Source organism: Mariniflexile sp. TRM1-10, from assembly GCF_003425985.1.
Classification (GTDB): domain Bacteria; phylum Bacteroidota; class Bacteroidia; order Flavobacteriales; family Flavobacteriaceae; genus Mariniflexile.
On sequence record NZ_CP022985.1, the window covers coordinates 675,085 to 692,389 of the forward strand.

Below are 17,305 nucleotides of genomic sequence, written 5' to 3' on the forward strand. Positions count from 1 at the left end.
ATTAAAGGAAGAATGACTGTAGGATAGTAGCTGCTACGATAAGAAAGATACAGGCTCCAAACCAGCTTGCTGCCGTTTTACTGGTATCGGGGTCGCCACTGCTGAATTTATTGTACACTTTAACACCTCCTATAAGACCGACCACTGCCCCAATGGCATAGATGAGCTGTGTGGCTGGGGCAAAATATGAGGTAACCATTTGGGTAGCTTCATTGATACCAGCGGTACCGTTTCCCTGTGCCAGCATACCTAAACTGGACAGCATTCCCATAACTGCCAGTAAAACTTTTTTTCTTTGTTTTTCCATAATTAAACACATTTAACTGTTATTGCTTTCCCACAGCTGTGGGCTTTAAAGGCAAATGTCTTATGGAAATGGTGGTATTGTAATAAACTGGTAGTGAGGGGTATTATTTGGCGCTATGAGGCGTTATGATTAAAACCTTACTGCTAAGCTATAGCATAAAGAGGAACACAATTCAAATTCAGACACTTAGAGAAGATGATTATGGATAGGTATTAAACAAATAACTTAATTATATATTTTATTGCTAAAATGTAAGTTTTTAAATAAAAAATTTCTAGAACAATTATTTAATGTAAAAATATAAATTGGGCTTTTTGTTTTTCAACTGAGGTGAAAACGATAAAAAGTGAGCAGAAGCGTTACTCTTTTAAAAATTATAAGAAGTTTTTTTCAGTTCTTGGTCGAACTGCATCAAGAAAAAGAAATGGAATATTGAAAACTCAAAAGTCCTATACAAATTAAGTAATTATAGTATAAACTAATATGAAAACCGATTTGATTCCTTTTAAAAGATTGGAAATTATCCTGGATTATTATAAAAAAAGAGATCGTCTAAAGAAAACGGAATATCAGGAGGTATGTTTTTAACAATTTCATAACTACCGTCCTGATGTACTGTAATTATTGATTGATTCCAATTAGTTGTTTCTAATAAGGTCTTAAAAAATATTGGTTTAAGTTTTTCAAGAATACCATCAGGAAAATGATAAAGATTTTCTTCAATAGAATTTTTACCAATAAATTCAATACCATTATTTAACTTGAAAACTATTTTACACTCCATGGAAATAAATTTTAATAACAAATATAAACAAAAATAATATTCTATTCCATTAAAGGCAAACGTGCGAAAAATATTCTAAATCTTACAAATATTTTTGTTAAATTGCCATAATTGTAACATTAAATTAATACATTTTAAATGAGCTTTTTACACGATGCAACTCCAACATGGAATGGATTCAATTATCAGGGTAAAATTGCGCTATTAGTAGTTCTCGATAAACTAATAGAATTAAAAAAAAATGGTGATTCTATAGATGAATTTCATCTAGAGCTAGAATGGCTCGAAGACTTTTCGATAAAGAAAAACAATGATTACATCTCTATACACCAAGTCAAAAATTATGGAGATAATAATCTAAATAGTTATGACGAAGCTTTGCTTAGTTTACTATGTAAATCATTGAACACTTTCACAACAAATGAACTTACGCAAGTTATAACACAGAAAGGACTCACAAAAGAAGAGAAATCCAATTTGGCAATCGAAATTTATAACGAGCTTAATAACGCTAAAATTTCACTCTTTGATTGTACACAAATAGACGAAAGCTCTTTATTAAACTTTTCATTTCCTAATAAATTAGAAAACAAATTTAAAGATCATACAAAAGTACTTTTTCGCCTAAAGGAAGTCATAAAGCACTATGTTGCTATTGCTCAAAATTGCACTAACCTTGAAAACTCATACATACATGTCGCAGAAGAAGTTACTGACTTTACAATGGATAACATAAAAAATCTTACATTAATAATTGAATCGAGCATATGCAAAAATATTAATTTTGAAACCGCATTAAAACAAATTAAATTATATAAATATGATCACAATATCTTTAATTGTACAAATGATGATTTAGAGTCTTTTTTAATTCTACGCTTAAAAAATTTAATATCCATTCTTGAACCACATTATAAACCGGATTTTTGGAAAATACAAGATGTCTATTTGGCTAAAGTTATTTGTATGCTTTCTGCACATATTGATAAACATGTCAATAAAAGACATCAAGCAATTAGAGAAAAAAAAACGGACAAAATTGATTCTATAAAATTTACTGATTTTGTACAAATTATAAGTGAAAATCATAATCAGTCAGATGACTATGATGCATTTATTTTAAAAGATATTTACACGAAATCTCTAGAAGAATTTTTAAATGAGAAAATTGAAGATGATGAAATCTGTAAATATTTAATTAAAGTTTCAGATTTTCATTTAAAGACATATTCTGGTAAAAGTTTAATTGAATTTTGTCAAAAGATTGCTCCACAAACAAAAAATCTTAGTATTAAGTCAAGTTTATTAGAAGATTCTGGTATTCGTAATTCATTCTTTGAATTTTTTAGTAAATGTGGAAACGATAAGGGAGTTGATATTTGCTTTCAAAATGCTGATAACGAATCGTGCGTAGTGACAACTATCCATGAAACAAATTTTAATCCAGCTAGAGAGCAATCAATTTACAATCGTATAAAAGCTAATTCTAAACAAATACCTTATAATTTCAATGTGGAATCTTTCGCAGGTTGTATTGGAAAAGGAAATGGAGGAAAAAAATTTAATGAAGTACTCTCAAATCAAACAAAAGCACCACTAGTTTCAAAAATAATCCCACTAGAAAAAATAATGGTTTCTCAAAACTTTAAAATCATTGACATTAACGATCTAATTGACAAATTAAAATGATAGAAATACTAAAAAATATATTCGCCGACAATAATTTATTCGACATTAAAAATATTAAAATAGATTCAGAAGTAATTCTAGATGGTTTTTTAGCTATATCTAATAATAAAGCAAGAAAGGAGTATTACATTATTATTGAAGTCATTGATTTAATTCCGTTAATTTTAGAGCAAGATAACCTAGTTTTTAAATTAAATGATTGGCTTAAATCCAGTGAAAATTATCATACTGATTTCAACAAAAATACCACTCTAATTATATTACATAAAGGTTCAATCATAATCGAAGAAAAAATAAAAAGACAGATATTTGAAATAGAAGAAAATCCATATATTTTTAAAAAATATATTATTAGATATTCTCTGAATCAATTTACAAGTATAACTCAAGCGCTTCCTGTTGTCTCAGTCGATTCAATAAATCAACTAATAAAACAATTAGATTTTGAATCGTTTAAAAACGATCCTGCAAGTGACGATTACATACCATTACTAATAAATCTTTTCATTAAAATTCCATTTTTAAAAGTACCTTTTCAAGAAAAAGAATTAGATGATTTAACGAATATAATAAACGGAAAAGTAAATAAATCAACAACTTTTGATGACCTAGAACAGATTCATCAAATATGTTTAAATTCATCAACAACAGACGTGTATAAGTTATTTAGTATTCCCACAAACAAAGATTCAGATGAAGTATAAAATAAAACAAATTTATATTGAAAATTTTAAATTGATAAAAAACGGGATACTGATCGATGACTTTAACAACAAAGATTTTATTATTCTAGATGGTCCAAACGGTTATGGCAAAACAACAATATTTGATGTAATTGAAATTGCTCTAAGTGGTAAAATTCATAGACTAGCATTAAATAATATTGTACATGGTAATCAAGGTGCTGATGATATTGTATATTTAAATGATCAAAATTCTGTCATGAAAATTGTAATTGAATTTGTAAGCAAATTTGATTCAAAAATCATATATGTATACGGTGAACCTGGTGCCAATTTAGGAAAATCTGCAAGACGAATTGACAATTATAACTACTTCAAACGATTTGTATTAGATAGTTTTAATGACCATATTAAAAATATAGACCAATTAAATTCCATTTCACAGGTACAGATAGATCAATGGTTTAATTCTCCAAATAGATTTTATAATTTATATCATTACATCCAACAAGAAGATTCTACATTTTTCCTAAAAATGAAAGAGAATACTCGAATGGACACTTTAGGTAAACTTTTTGATACAGAAAAAGAGGAGCATCAATTCTCTAAAATTAAAAATATTCATCAAGAATTAAAAAATCAAATTTCTATTCTAACCGAAAAAAGGGATAATAATAATAAAGAAATAAGTAATATTCAACTTCTTAATAAAGAAAAAACGGAGTATAATTTAGAATATGAAGAAATTTTTAAATTCTTATTATATCCACCAGAGTGGGATAATGAGATACTTAATGGTTTGAATGATTTAAATGATGAAAATTTATCAAAAAGAGAACTTTATAAAAATGAGATAATTTCCTTAACCAATTTTATAAAAGATTTTCACGAGAACTACTTATATTTTCTACAGTATAATACAAATAAAGAAATTGATCTCAAAATTGAAAATACTGAAAATCTTAATACTATTTTATTAATCTACAATTTCATTGAAGACCTCGACGAAATTAATTCAGAAGTAAAAAAGAACAATCGTCTTTATACACTTTTAGAAGATTTGAAAAAAGAAAATTTATTAAAAAAAATAGAAAAAATAGATTTTAATAAGTTAACTGATGACATTAATTATTTATATGCCGAAGTTTTTTTTGACAATGTAAATGCGATTATATCATTAAAAGAAAAAGAAAAGAATGTCGATGAAATTTTAAGAGATTTCATTGATACGCGGGTAAAAATCATTTCTTTGTTCGATAGTATCACAGACAATAAAGATATTGATATTGATAATACTGAATGCCCATTATGTGGAAATTATTGGCAAGGAGGTTATACTCAACTACTAGCAGAATTTAAAGAAAAGGGAGATAAAATTGAAAAATTAAAAAGTAGTACAAGTCTTGAAATTGAGAAAAAATATGAAGAGTTTTACAACGAATTTGTTAATGATTTAAATAATACAATAAAAGAATATCTTTCAAAACCTGAAAATATAATTGACTCCAAATATTTTGAAGAAATCAGTATTGATTCACAAAAAATGATTGAAGTCAAAAAAACATTAGAATGGATTGAAAATCAATTAATTGATCTGGACGAGTTAATTTATAAAAATATTGATGTATATCCTTCAGATATAGACGAACGTAGAGGGCGTTTAATAAATTTACTTAATTCTGAAAAAAAATTCATTAGTGAAGATTATGATCATATTGCTTTTAAGTATAACTATTCTAATTTTTTAGAAGAATATACCCCAAATATCGATAATCTTAGCGTTGAAAAGTTAAAGACAAAAATGGCATATATCGATCAACAATATTTTCAAGGAAATTCTGCAAGTATTATAGAATTACAAACTCAAAATAAATTTATTGAAGATGAACAACTTACAAAATTGACAGAAATAGAAAAAAAGACACATAAATTATTAGACATTTACAATAAAAACATTAAGGATCATCGAAAGCAAATAGGTAAAAATATTGAATTACCATTCTTTATTTTCAGTAGTAAAATACTCCAAAGTTTGGAATATGGCATTGGTTTATTTATTAAGTGGAATCAAACAAGTACAGATATTTTAAAGTTTACTCAAGGCAATAAAACTTCTCATGATGCATTATATTCAATGAGTTCAGGACAACTTTCCGCGTTAGTCATTTCCTTTACTTTAGCTATGAATAAAGTTTTTGATAAAAGTAATTTTGGTATCCTATTGATAGATGATCCTACACAAACTATGGACGAAATCAATATGTCCTCCTTTATCGAGTTATTGAGAAATGAATTTGAGGACAAACAAATAATTCTTTCAACCCATGAAGATGAAATATCTTATTTTATGAGATTTAAGTTTAGTGAATTTAATCTTAGGACCACTTCTATAAATATGAAAGATAAGCAATTCACTATATCACAAGACACATTGTAATTCAAATAAATATGAACCAAGATAATGTAAATTTAACAATCGATACTACGCTAAAAATTGATGATTTAGCCTTAATTAAACACTTAGAGAACAGTGAATTTTTACCAAACATCAAAACTGTCTACAATAAAATACAACCTCTATTAAACAATCGCATTCCAAAAATTTTCGGAAGTTATACTCTTCATAATATTGATCATAGTATAAGAATAATGGAATATATGGCAGATATCATTCAGGATATTACTGCACTGAGTGAGTTAGAAATTACGTTACTTATATATTCTGCTCTATTACATGATATTGGTATGGCAGTCAGTGAAAATGATATCACTTTGATTAAAAACGATGATTTTAAATCGATCGACATAAAATTCTCATCAATGAAAAAAGTGATGGATAATGATGAAGATTTAGCATTAACAGAATACATTAGAAGATTTCATTCCTCTCTCTCTGCAAAATACATTAGAGAAAACCTTAATGAGTTTTTTCAAATTCCAGGTCAAATAACTGCCTATTTCACTGAAGACTTGGCGTTAATTTGTGAGAGTCATACAAAAGATTTTGATTGGATATCTGCAAATTTAACGCAAAATGATAAAAAAGGACACTTTCATTATAATGCTCAATTCATCGCTTGCATATTAAGATTAGGTGATATTTTAGATATTGATTCAAGCAGGACACCATATACTTTATATAAATCAGTCAATCCAAAAGGCATTAGTGAAAATGAATGGAAACAACATTTTGTAATAACAAATACCAAAAAAATTGAATTTGATAGTGTTAAGAAACAAAAACAATTGGTGTTTCATGGTGAATCATCTACTGCAAATATTCATCGTAAAATTCTATTATATATTGATTGGGTAGAAAAAGAATTGATTGGTTCAATGGAACTAGTAAATATAATGCCGAATCAATATAATTTATTGTTCGATTCGTCTCCTAAAATACACATTAAACCTATTGGTTTCACATTTTCAGAATACAAAATGTCCCTCGATTATCACGCGATTAGTCAGTTGTTAATGGGAGAAAAAATATATGGAAGCAAATCATTAGGACTTCGTGAGATAATTCAAAACTCCCTTGATGCTTCCAGAGTAAGGCAAGAAATCGAAAAACAAAACTACCAATTTGGGGATGACAATTATGAACCAAAAATTAAAATAATCCTAGATTCAAAAAACAACACTGTAACTATTAGAGATTATGGCATGGGAATGTCTATGGAAATAATAAAAAAGCATTTTTTGAATATCGGTGTTTCATATTATAATTCCACAGATTTTAAATTACGTGATTTAAATTACAAACCGATAGGCAATTATGGAATTGGATTTCTCTCATGTTTCATGTTATCAGACAATGTCAAAGTAGTTACAAGAGATTATAAAGGTAAAAGTAAATTTACAGTAGAATTAGAGAAATATAATGAATATACTTCTTTAACTCAAATTGATGATTTCAACTTCGAAGGAACAGAAGTTATCTTAAATTATGCAAATTTTATGAGTGTTTTCGGAAATAATGTTGCCGAAATAAAAAAATTCTTAGACACCTATTTCCTAACTGATGGAATCACACTACAATTAATTCTTAAAGAAGAAGAAATTACACATGATATTATTAATTTACTTGAAATCGCAGAACCTAATAATTTCATTAAAATAAATTTAAGCGATTATCTCAACGATATTGAAGGATATGTTATAATTAAAAATAACAAAGATTACGTTACAAATATTGAAAATCTAGATTTCAAAGGAGATATTTATACATACGATGATATAAACGGTATTCAAAAAGTAGATGAACACTCTACTATTGATTTAGATGAATATATTATTGACAATGAAATTAAATATATTTCGATTCCATTAGTAGAGGAAGATTTAGAAGAAAGATTTCTTAATGGAATTACATTCACGAACTCAGCTATTGAAGACGTGATTGAAAAATTAGAAACCGATTTGAGATGGATATCTATAATTGTCAAGAAAGATCTTCAAGAGGAGATATATCAATGCACATTCGATGATGAAGATAGTGGAATATTTGAAAATCTAAAGCTAAAAGAATTATATAAATTGGGACATTCTACAAAATGTACAACAGCAATATTTGAAGAAACTATAAATATATATGAGGGGGAAAAAAATAAATTATATCTAACTTTTGATAAGGCAGAAAGATATTTCTATTACAGAGGAAACTACGATAAAAAAAGAAAAGAATTATTTGTACGTAGTGTTCTAATCAAAGAATTTAAATTAAACTTACCGTATACTGCTTCACTATTTGAAATTGAAAGTTTAGTAGTTAATCTAACATCTAGGATATTTGTTCCTGAAATTTCACGAAACAGCTTCGATGATTTAACAAATGAAGAAATTAATTATATTCTCGGAAAAGCAATACATTGTAGCGTACTAGAAAAATTCACCTTGAGCAATGAGAAAAAACAAACACTACAAAGTTTTATCGAGCATTACTACGCAAGAATAACTGAATTTGAAAAGTAATATAAATGATAGATTAAAAATGTGGATTTAACCTTGGGAGTATATTTAGACTCCACAATATCAAAACCATTCATTCACCTTTTATGAATTGTAAGAATTGGTACGTGTTTTTGAAAAAAGTATTTGTTACATCTTTTTTCTATTTTTTATACTCCGTTGATTTTTAGAGGAAATTTCAGGTTTATTTACTCTCAAATCCACCTCTAGATTTCTTTTAATTAATTCAGGTAAAAATGTCTTTTCCCAAGGAATTATATTTGATTTGAAATGTGCCTGTAGATTTGTTTGTTTTAGTCCATGTGTCGGTTCTAAACCATAATGTCTATTCCAACCAATGCGATCCAAAATTCTTTCATATGGTATTTCTATGGCAATAAGATCCTTTGGCAATTCTTTAATTGTGGCGTAGTCAATCTCCTGAAACTCATGTTTGCTTGGATTGTAAGGAATTGTATAAGTTCTTAGGTCTTCGTCATAATATCTGCCAATCTTCGAAAAGACAATTCCCTTGGAGAGAAAATCATCTTTTGGTCTAAGCATGTCCATACGTATGTCCACATAAAATGTATGTCCAGAAATATCGACAGTTGGCAACATACCTTTATTGACCCGCATATCATATGCCTTTTGGTCTACCATCAACTGGAAATCAGTTTTTGTTTTTACCTCTTCCTCACTGTGACCATACTTACGCGCCATACCCAAAGGATCAAGATTCACGAACTCAGGTATTTCTATTCTTTTATCACTACGTTCAAATCTATGGGGAATGTTCCGTTTTTTTAAATTATATTCAAAAGAATATCCTTCTCCAAAATCAGTCATATCCTTAAAGAAAATCACGTTTTGTTCATTGGCTTTTTGCCGTAGTTCTAATTTATTTACATCAACAAGGAACTCCGTTCCTTCGATATTGATTATTGGCAATTCTCTTTTCATAATCAACTATTTGTAAGTAGGGATATAGAGGTCTCTTTACACAAACTCCCCAATATCAAACTCTTCTAAATCATTTTTCCGCAAATTGGAAGAACTGGTATCTGTTTCAGAAGAAAGGCTATCGTCCAATAGCTCAGCTATTTTTCGGGAAGCGCTTTCCATAGAATTTTCCAGTAAGCTAAATAATTCGGTTCCTTGTATTTTCTGAACAATAGTAACCGCTGTTTCCTTTTGGGAGGGCTCCAATTTTTCTTTTTGTAGCAACATCCCCACGGTGCTTAGTTCTTCAAAGGTAACCCCTTGGGCAAAACCGTCATGCTCATGCTCACCAGATATTCCCTCCCTGTTCCATTCTTCTTCCTCTTGTTCTAAATCAGGTATATTTCTGAAAACTTCGTCCAGCTCTTCCTGCGGAATTTGCATATTGACTTTCTTGTCATCAATATCTGAATCAAAATTATCCTTTTGTGGTTCCTGTTCTTTCTTTTGACTTTCAGTGACCTGTCTTGGCACTGAAAGGCTTCTTACAGGCTTGGGTTGCCCCATAATATCAGGCAGGTTTGGATTTATTTTTTCCTGCGATTGCTTTTGTTCAGTCCTTTTAAGGACAACAATCTTGTCCTGCAATAGCAGGACAATGACAATCAACAGGCAGATGACTATTACTGTTTCCATAACTTTACTTATAAAATGGGTTTATATTTGTTGTTAAAACTTGTTGTAATCTGCTTACCAAACTCCTGAAAATGGTAGTCCAGTACATTATCCAGATAAGCGTAAATGGTTATCTTGTCTTCACCTATAACCTGTACAATGCGAGAGAGTTTTTCATGAAAATCGGGACGTATGTACACAGTTTTCCCATCTCGCGCATTAGTGTCGGGTTTATTAAAAAAAATCTCCTCATAATCTACATTATTGGTTTTCTTTATTCGGTTTGGTTCTCTGGGTACAGATTTTTTATGTTCTGGTTCTTTAGGAGGATTGGGCGGAATATGTAGACCTTCTTTTTTTACGCCATCTTCCATTATAGACATCATCAAATCTTCGTCGATATTTGGTGTGACATTTTTTCTTTTCTCGTTTTCCATAAGTCTATAATTTGATGGTTCTTAAAAATTCCGATATGAACAGCTCCAAACGGCAGGCCTTCATAAGTCGTACATCGGGAGGTAATAAGGTAGAACGAAATACAGCCTTTGCATTGACTTCGGTTTCTTTACGGAAACGCATGCTATTCTTTATCTGGCTCTGCATCAGGCTGAGTCCCAAATCTTCAATAAGATTATTATAGATTTCATATAAGGCAGAACGTTCCCGTCCGTCCACTTGGTTCCAAAAAAGACTTATAGTTTCTATGGAGGTTTCTCCTTTTTTCATGATTACATTTTGCATTAACTGTGTAAAAATAAGTGTACTTTCCATCACTACACGATCCGCGGTAATGGGCGTAAAAATGTGGTGCATTCCCGCCAAAGCTTTTAGTATCCCGCCAGTATTTACCGTTCCGGGAAGGTCAAAAAAGAGGATATCAATAGGAACCGATGAGACTTCAATAAAATCATGGGCTGCTTCAAGCACCCCTTCCGCCTTATGCTTAATTATAGGATAGGCTTTCTTACTGATGGTCGTAAACTGTTTGTGTGCCATCTGTTTGAATACCTCATTTCCCATGACGGTGGTGATGTCACGTTCACGCATCTTTATTAAACTGTGCTGTGGAAAATCACAATCAAATACGGCTACATTATAGCCAAGTCGATAATGTAGTGTACTTGCTAAAAGTGCCGTAAAGGTGCTTTTGCCCACACCTCCCTTTTGGGAAGAAAAGGCTACAAATACTGTTTTGTGTTTTGTTTTCATTTTTATCATTGTTTTTAATTATTCACATATGTTGATACTTATAACTATCCATATGCTGATAGCTATCTAGCCACTTTTGTATATAGCTTCGTAGTTATTTGATAGATTACTTGCTCATGTATGGCTCTCGCTACATGACTTTTTATCTATTCAGGTAATTATGTAAAGACTTATTCATATACTTATTTTGGTCTTTGTTTACCTAGAGGAATATATAATCACTTATCCAAGCATATAGTTTTATACGCTTATCTGTTACTACTTAATTTCATATGCCTACACATCCCTAGGTGATTGCGGACATACATACGTATGTGCCTACAAATGCACTTACCTACAATTAGTTGCTCCTACAAAGAAATGTAGATATATATGTTCCTATATCGAGGTGGACCTCATTGGCGTTTCCTGGCACACTTTATCTCTATAACACATTACAACACTCTGAAAAACAAGGTTTTACTTTGCATTATGGTTTTTATAAACGGATTTATGCAAAGACACACTGACTTATCTGGTAAGATAGGAAACAGCCTGAAGCTGTTTTTCCCTGCTATATTTAATCCGCCTGAAAGAGCGGATTTTTGTGTTCATTGGAACACAGCAAGTTGTGTTTTGAGGCACTCGAAACTGAGTTCGTGCCCCAAAACAACTTGCCCTTGCTGGGAGCAGAAAACACCTTCCGAAGTCAGGGTTTTTGTGAAAATTAAAAATGGATGAATGATGAACGGAAACAATAGCAAAAAACGCAATAAAGGAGGACGGACACCCAAAAGTGACCCGAGCATCCACCGCCATGTTTTTCGTCTGACGGACGAGGAAAATGCCAAGTTATTGGCGCTCTTTGAAGCATCGGGAATGACCAATAAAGCAAAATTTATCATTTCCGTACTCTTTGGAAAGGAGATTAAAACGGTCAAAATCGACAAAGCAGCTCTGGATTATTATATGCGGCTCACGACATTGTACGGTCAGTTTCGCTCCGTTGGGGTGAATTATAACCAGATTGTAAAGCTGTTGAACAGTAATTTTTCAGAAAAAAAAGCGGCTGCCTATCTCTATAAACTGGAAAAACAAACAGCAGAAATGGCAGTATTATGTCAAAAGATAATACAGTTAACAGCAGAATTTGAAGCAAAACATTTGAAAAAGGACGTTTGAAATGGTGGCAAAAATTGGAAGAGGTAGCAATTTATATGGAGCACTGGCATACAATCAGCTCAAAGTGGAGAAGGAAAACGGACAGGTTCTGCTTACCAATAAAATCATAGAAACACCAAATGGACATTATTCAGTGTCTCAATTAGTTCAATCTTTTGAGCCATATCTGATAGCCAATCGTAATACGGAGAAAACAACTTTGCATATTTCTCTCAATCCCGACCCAAAAGATGATGTAAGTGATGATGAGTTCAAATTGATGGCGCAACAGTATATGCAGGAAATGGGTTATGCCCAGCAGCCTTATTTGGTTTTCAAACATACCGATATAGAACGTACCCATATCCATATTGTATCGGTCTGTGTGGATGAAGAAGGCAAAAAGATTTCAGATAAATTCGAAAAAAGACGATCCATGAAAGTATGCAGGGAGTTGGAAAGAAAACATGGATTGATACCGGCAACAGAGAAAGAGCATCAACAAAATGACAAGATCTTCCGTCAAGTGAATTATCAAACAGGCAATATTAAAAGCCAGATTGCTTCTGTGATTCGACATTTGCCTAAGTATTACCAATTCCAGACTTTGGGACAGTACAATGCCTTGCTGTCCCTTTTTAATATTACTGCTGAAAAAGTGGAAGGTGAACTACATGGAAAACCTCAACAGGGGCTTTTATACTTTGCACTTAACGACAAAGGCGAAAAAGCTAGCAATCCTTTCAAAGCATCTTTGTTTGGAAAAAATGCAGGGCTTTCGATGTTGGAGTTGCATTTCGAAAAATGCAAAAAAACTTTAAAAAGCAGCGGTGCAAAAGAGACTCTTAAAGCTGCCATTACGATTGCCTTGCAATCTGTAGACAACGAAAAAGATTTTAAAAAACAATTAATACAGCAGGGAATTAATGTGGTTGTCCGAAGAAATAATACTGGGCGTATTTATGGTATTACGTTTATTGACCATAATTCCAAGACCATTTGGAACGGTTCGCACTTGGGGACTGCTCTTACTGCTAAAACCTTTAATGACTACTGGAACAATAGTATCAAGCCAGAAGCAAAAGACCTTAATGCGACTAAATCTAGGAAACATCAACAAAACACATTGGAAGATGTATCTATTGAAAATCCACATAAACTATTTGATTTTCTGAATAAAGATACTAATGTTTTCAGCAATAATGATACCAGTATTTTAGAAGACATGGGTGGATTATTACCTATTATGCAGGGCGAAGATTATGAAGAACTAGATTTTGAAAATCAAATGAAAAAGAAAAGAAAACGAAAAAGGAATGGGAAATAATCACTAGCCAAATAAGGTCACTTGCCGCAATACAGTTCCATTTTCCCTTGTCAAATCTTCACACCTCTTACATTCATGCCCGAACATTAAATAGTTAAATAATGCAAGGAGAAGACGATTTACGGGGACTGGCAAAGATTATGGCTTTTATGAGAGCGGTAAGTATCCTTTTGGTACTGATGCACCTCTATTGGTACTGTTACGGGTTCTTTGTTGAAAGAGGTTGGACACTTGAGGTAATCAATAAGATACTTGGTAATTTTCAGCGTACGGCTGGACTATTTTCCCATACGCTCTACACCAAAATTTTTGCTCTGGTACTGTTGGCACTAAGTTGTCTGGGAACCAAGGGCGTGAAGAACGAAAAAATAACTTGGCCAAAAATTCAAGTCGCTTTGGGAATTGGTTTTGTACTGTTTTTTCTGAATACCCCTCTCCTGAAGTTACCACCAACTATAGGAACGTTCTTTTATATACTTACCCTTGCTTTGGGCTATATTGCCCTGCTTATGGCTGGTGTATGGATGCACCGTTTGCTCAGCAACAACCTTATGGATGATGTTTTCAACAATGAAAACGAAAGTTTTATGCAGCAAACCAAGCTCATGGAAAATGAGTATTCCGTAAACCTACCTACTAAATTCTGGTATCAAAAAAAACAGCATAACGGTTGGATTAATATCGTAAATCCTTTTAGGGCAACTATTGTGCTAGGTACTCCAGGATCAGGTAAATCATATGCGATAGTCAACAATTACATCAAGCAACAAATTGAAAAAGGTTTTTCAATGTACATCTACGATTTTAAGTTCGACGACCTTTCTACGATTGCCTACAACCATCTATTGAAACATTCTGATAAATACAAAATAAAACCCAAGTTCTATGTCATAAACTTTGATGACCCTAGAAGAAGCCACCGCTGCAATCCGCTCAATCCTGATTTTATGACCGATATATCCGACGCATATGAGGCAGCCTATACCATTATGCTGAACCTTAATAGAAGTTGGATACAGAAACAGGGCGATTTCTTTGTAGAATCACCTATTATTTTATTGGCTGCTATCATCTGGTTTCTGAAAATATATGAAAACGGTACTTATTGTACGTTCCCCCATGCCATTGAATTACTGAACAAAAAGTATTCGGACGTATTTACTATTCTAACCTCCTACCCTGATCTGGAAAACTATCTATCACCTTTTATGGATGCCTGGCAAGGTGGAGCTCAAGACCAATTACAGGGACAGATTGCATCAGCTAAAATTCCCTTATCAAGAATGATTTCACCTCAATTGTATTGGGTAATGACTGGAGATGATTTTTCATTGGATATTAATAATCCCAATGAGCCGAAAATCCTTTGTGTAGGAAACAATCCCGACCGTCAAAATATTTATTCCGCTGCTTTGGGTTTGTATAATTCCCGTATTGTGAAACTCATCAATAAAAAAGGACAATTGAAGAGTTCAGTGATTATTGACGAGTTGCCCACCATTTACTTCAGGGGATTGGATAACCTTATAGCAACAGCTAGAAGCAATAAGGTTGCAGTGTGTTTAGGTTTTCAGGATTTTTCGCAATTGACCCGTGATTATGGGGATAAAGAAAGCAAAGTGATTCAAAATACAGTGGGAAATATATTTAGTGGTCAGGTAGTAGGTGAAACTGCTAAAAGCCTATCTGAACGCTTTGGAAAGGTATTGCAAAAACGGCAAAGTATGACCATCAACCGAAATGACAAATCGACTTCCATATCCACACAATTGGACAGCTTAATACCAGCTTCGAAGATATCTACATTGACACAAGGCATGTTTGTGGGAGCGGTATCGGATAATTTTGACCAACGCATCGAACAAAAAATATTCCATGCAGAAATTGTAGTGGATAATGACAAGGTAACTGCTGAAACAAAAGCCTATCAAAAGATACCACAAATTTTATCCTTTACAAATGAACATGGTGAAGACAGAATGAAGCAGGACATAGAAGCCAATTACCGTCAGATAAAACAGGATATTGTTCAGGTTATTGAAACTGAATTGGAGCGTATTAAAAATGACCCTGATTTACAGCATTTGGTACAAAAGGGATAATCGAAATAGGTATGAATAAAGACGAATATATCTCTGTTTTCAATCCTGAAGTGAGGTTGTTTTTTTATTTCTTATAAACATCAACAACTAATCTCTTTCACTACTCATTCTTCATTGATTAAATATCTATTTCCACTACGGTTTCTCGTAAAATAGAACCAATCAAATACTTTTTTTTCAAAAACAGGCAAAACTACATGTAAGAATATTACGAAAATATTATATATTAGCTTTATAATAATAAGGTGTTTTTTATAGAAATATAGATTGTTGGTGTAAAAAGCCTATAAATCATTAAGAGTTTTTAAGTACTTAAACAAACAAAACTCAATATGAGTTTTGTCTATAGTGCATAATTTGTGTGTTTGCTCAACAATTAATCAAAAAACGGAGTATATAAATAAGTTATACAACACCCTAAAAGACAACACAACCGACAATAAACGAACAGAAAAATGAAGGACAAAATGCCAATGCTCCAGCAAAATCAAAAGAGCTGTATCGCAACATTCAAAGCATGAAAAAAACAGTATATTTGCTTTTACCCCTACCCATACGACCAACTAACAAACTTTTCATAAATGATATTAAACGAGACATATTATCAGAAACTTTTGGAGAAATTCAATAATGTTCAACATCTTGAAACAAATTTTTCTAATAATGTTATCGCCCTGACTGTAAAGATTATCCTTAAACATTCCCAAGAAAATTACCCTCTCCACATAAACTTTCAAAACTCAAAAGAAACACTATTGAAAATTGCAGGACATCTATATATAGAATTGGCGAATGACATTTATAAAAACCATTATGACTTGCCAGACAATTACTGTATAGGCGATAAACTAAAAAGGATTAGAGACAACCAGTATTACGAAATAACCAACAGTGCAAAAGACGATTATACTCTCAGACAAATTTTAAGAAAGAGAAAAACCGAAATTTCACCAGCAACGCTTTCGGGTATAACCTACGACAGGCTTACGAAGAATTTTCTTAAAATAGATAGCGGAACGGGAATCAGTGAAAGAACAATAAAAAACTATTTTTCATTTTTTGAAAAACTCAACAATGAAAAAAGCGAATTCCCACGACTGAACTTTGACAGAAAAACAGTATTTATTTCTAAAAAGCCATTATGGGACAGCTTAAATGAAAAGAATAAAATTCCATCAATCTATTTACCTAATCCTAGAGAAGAAAACCACCTATCTGAAATTAAATCAATTCCAGCATTATCAGATTGTCTTGTTTATTTCACTCCAAAATATGAGGTGTGCTATCAGCAAATTATACAGCAAGGCAAAAAAATAAAATCAATAATTGTTTTCGATACAGAGGCAAGCAACATTGAACAAATGATACTTGACAAACAAAGATTCGGCTTTAATTTGATTGTGCTTTCAAATAGCCTTTCTCCTCAAAAAAACACCTCAATACCTAGTTGGAATTGGTTTAAAGAAGAAATGGACATAGTAAATGCAATATGATTAAAAA

At 31.6% G+C, this 17,305-nt stretch carries 14 protein-coding genes; 8 read left to right on the top strand and 6 right to left on the bottom strand.

From position 1 onward, the window contains the following. Position 1: 1 nt before the first annotated feature. Positions 2-307, bottom strand: coding sequence for a DUF4134 domain-containing protein (locus CJ739_RS03225; RefSeq protein WP_117178686.1), 306 nt, complete (start codon positions 305-307; stop codon positions 2-4). A 520-nt stretch (positions 308-827) separates the two neighbouring features. Next, the gene (locus CJ739_RS03230; RefSeq protein ID WP_117172615.1) at positions 828-1,091 is read right to left on the bottom strand and encodes a hypothetical protein; all 264 of its coding nucleotides are present in this window, start codon (positions 1,089-1,091) and stop codon (positions 828-830) included. Positions 1,092-1,229: 138 nt separating this feature from the next. Here CJ739_RS03230 and CJ739_RS03235 point away from each other — a divergent pair, with 138 nt between their 5' ends. Genes CJ739_RS03235 through CJ739_RS03250 form a run of 4 tightly spaced genes read left to right on the top strand, consistent with a single transcriptional unit; the run spans position 1,230 to position 8,434 of the window. Then, complete coding sequence (locus CJ739_RS03235; RefSeq protein WP_117172616.1) at positions 1,230-2,780, top strand: ABC-three component system protein; 1,551 nt, start codon at positions 1,230-1,232, stop codon at positions 2,778-2,780. Next, complete coding sequence (locus tag CJ739_RS03240; RefSeq protein ID WP_117172617.1) at positions 2,777-3,484, top strand: ABC-three component system middle component 1; 708 nt, start codon at positions 2,777-2,779, stop codon at positions 3,482-3,484. The genes CJ739_RS03235 and CJ739_RS03240 overlap by 4 nt, the downstream gene beginning before the upstream one ends. Then, positions 3,474-5,900: an AAA family ATPase gene (locus CJ739_RS03245; RefSeq protein ID WP_117172618.1), complete on the top strand. Its 2,427-nt coding sequence runs from the start codon at positions 3,474-3,476 to the stop codon at positions 5,898-5,900. Before CJ739_RS03240 ends, CJ739_RS03245 begins: the two co-directional genes overlap by 11 nt. An 11-nt stretch (positions 5,901-5,911) precedes the next feature. Then, a complete protein-coding gene (locus CJ739_RS03250; protein ID WP_117172619.1) occupies positions 5,912-8,434 on the top strand; it encodes an HD domain-containing protein in 2,523 nt (840 codons plus the stop codon). A 126-nt stretch (positions 8,435-8,560) separates the two neighbouring features. On the opposite strand, the gene CJ739_RS03255 is transcribed toward CJ739_RS03250, so the two are convergent. Genes CJ739_RS03255 through CJ739_RS03270 form a run of 4 tightly spaced genes read right to left on the bottom strand, consistent with a single transcriptional unit; the run spans position 8,561 to position 11,236 of the window. Continuing rightward, positions 8,561-9,373: a hypothetical protein gene (locus CJ739_RS03255; RefSeq protein WP_117172620.1), complete on the bottom strand. Its 813-nt coding sequence runs from the start codon at positions 9,371-9,373 to the stop codon at positions 8,561-8,563. Positions 9,374-9,409: 36 nt separating this feature from the next. Next, the gene (locus CJ739_RS03260; protein WP_117172621.1) at positions 9,410-10,048 is read right to left on the bottom strand and encodes a conjugal transfer protein TraD; all 639 of its coding nucleotides are present in this window, start codon (positions 10,046-10,048) and stop codon (positions 9,410-9,412) included. A gap of 8 nt (positions 10,049-10,056) precedes the next feature. Continuing rightward, the gene (locus CJ739_RS03265) at positions 10,057-10,464 is read right to left on the bottom strand and encodes a DUF3408 domain-containing protein (protein WP_117172622.1); all 408 of its coding nucleotides are present in this window, start codon (positions 10,462-10,464) and stop codon (positions 10,057-10,059) included. Between the two features lie 4 nt (positions 10,465-10,468). Next, entirely contained in the window at positions 10,469-11,236 is a 768-nt protein-coding gene (locus CJ739_RS03270) for a ParA family protein (protein ID WP_117178687.1), read from the bottom strand. A 723-nt stretch (positions 11,237-11,959) separates the two neighbouring features. Between CJ739_RS03270 and mobA the strand changes: the two genes are divergently transcribed. From mobA to CJ739_RS03295, 4 genes are all read left to right on the top strand, one after another. After that, positions 11,960-12,397: a conjugal transfer protein MobA gene (gene mobA, locus CJ739_RS03280; protein WP_117178689.1), complete on the top strand. Its 438-nt coding sequence runs from the start codon at positions 11,960-11,962 to the stop codon at positions 12,395-12,397. 1 nt (position 12,398) lies between these two features. Continuing rightward, positions 12,399-13,703: a conjugal transfer protein MobB gene (mobB, locus tag CJ739_RS03285; protein WP_117172624.1), complete on the top strand. Its 1,305-nt coding sequence runs from the start codon at positions 12,399-12,401 to the stop codon at positions 13,701-13,703. A 101-nt stretch (positions 13,704-13,804) separates the two neighbouring features. Beyond that, on the top strand, positions 13,805-15,805 hold the full coding sequence (gene mobC, locus CJ739_RS03290) for a conjugal transfer protein MobC (RefSeq protein WP_117172625.1): 2,001 nt from the start codon (positions 13,805-13,807) through the stop codon (positions 15,803-15,805). Positions 15,806-16,419: 614 nt separating this feature from the next. Beyond that, positions 16,420-17,298, top strand: a complete 879-nt coding sequence (locus tag CJ739_RS03295) for a hypothetical protein (RefSeq protein ID WP_162880115.1) — start codon at positions 16,420-16,422, stop codon at positions 17,296-17,298. Positions 17,299-17,305 lie beyond the last annotated feature (7 nt).

What these genes read in the sequence shown, in the direction of transcription:
- CJ739_RS03225 (WP_117178686.1), bottom strand. Translation starts at nt 307, where the DNA reads ATGGAAAAACAAAGAAAAAAAGTTTTACTGGCAGTTATGGGAATGCTG.
- CJ739_RS03230 (WP_117172615.1), bottom strand. Translation starts at nt 1,091, where the DNA reads ATGGAGTGTAAAATAGTTTTCAAGTTAAATAATGGTATTGAATTTATT.
- CJ739_RS03235 (WP_117172616.1), top strand. Translation starts at nt 1,230, where the DNA reads ATGAGCTTTTTACACGATGCAACTCCAACATGGAATGGATTCAATTAT.
- CJ739_RS03240 (WP_117172617.1), top strand. Translation starts at nt 2,777, where the DNA reads ATGATAGAAATACTAAAAAATATATTCGCCGACAATAATTTATTCGAC.
- CJ739_RS03245 (WP_117172618.1), top strand. Translation starts at nt 3,474, where the DNA reads ATGAAGTATAAAATAAAACAAATTTATATTGAAAATTTTAAATTGATA.
- CJ739_RS03250 (WP_117172619.1), top strand. Translation starts at nt 5,912, where the DNA reads ATGAACCAAGATAATGTAAATTTAACAATCGATACTACGCTAAAAATT.
- CJ739_RS03255 (WP_117172620.1), bottom strand. Translation starts at nt 9,373, where the DNA reads ATGAAAAGAGAATTGCCAATAATCAATATCGAAGGAACGGAGTTCCTT.
- CJ739_RS03260 (WP_117172621.1), bottom strand. Translation starts at nt 10,048, where the DNA reads ATGGAAACAGTAATAGTCATCTGCCTGTTGATTGTCATTGTCCTGCTA.
- CJ739_RS03265 (WP_117172622.1), bottom strand. Translation starts at nt 10,464, where the DNA reads ATGGAAAACGAGAAAAGAAAAAATGTCACACCAAATATCGACGAAGAT.
- CJ739_RS03270 (WP_117178687.1), bottom strand. Translation starts at nt 11,236, where the DNA reads ATGAAAACAAAACACAAAACAGTATTTGTAGCCTTTTCTTCCCAAAAG.
- mobA (WP_117178689.1), top strand. Translation starts at nt 11,960, where the DNA reads ATGAACGGAAACAATAGCAAAAAACGCAATAAAGGAGGACGGACACCC.
- mobB (WP_117172624.1), top strand. Translation starts at nt 12,399, where the DNA reads ATGGTGGCAAAAATTGGAAGAGGTAGCAATTTATATGGAGCACTGGCA.
- mobC (WP_117172625.1), top strand. Translation starts at nt 13,805, where the DNA reads ATGCAAGGAGAAGACGATTTACGGGGACTGGCAAAGATTATGGCTTTT.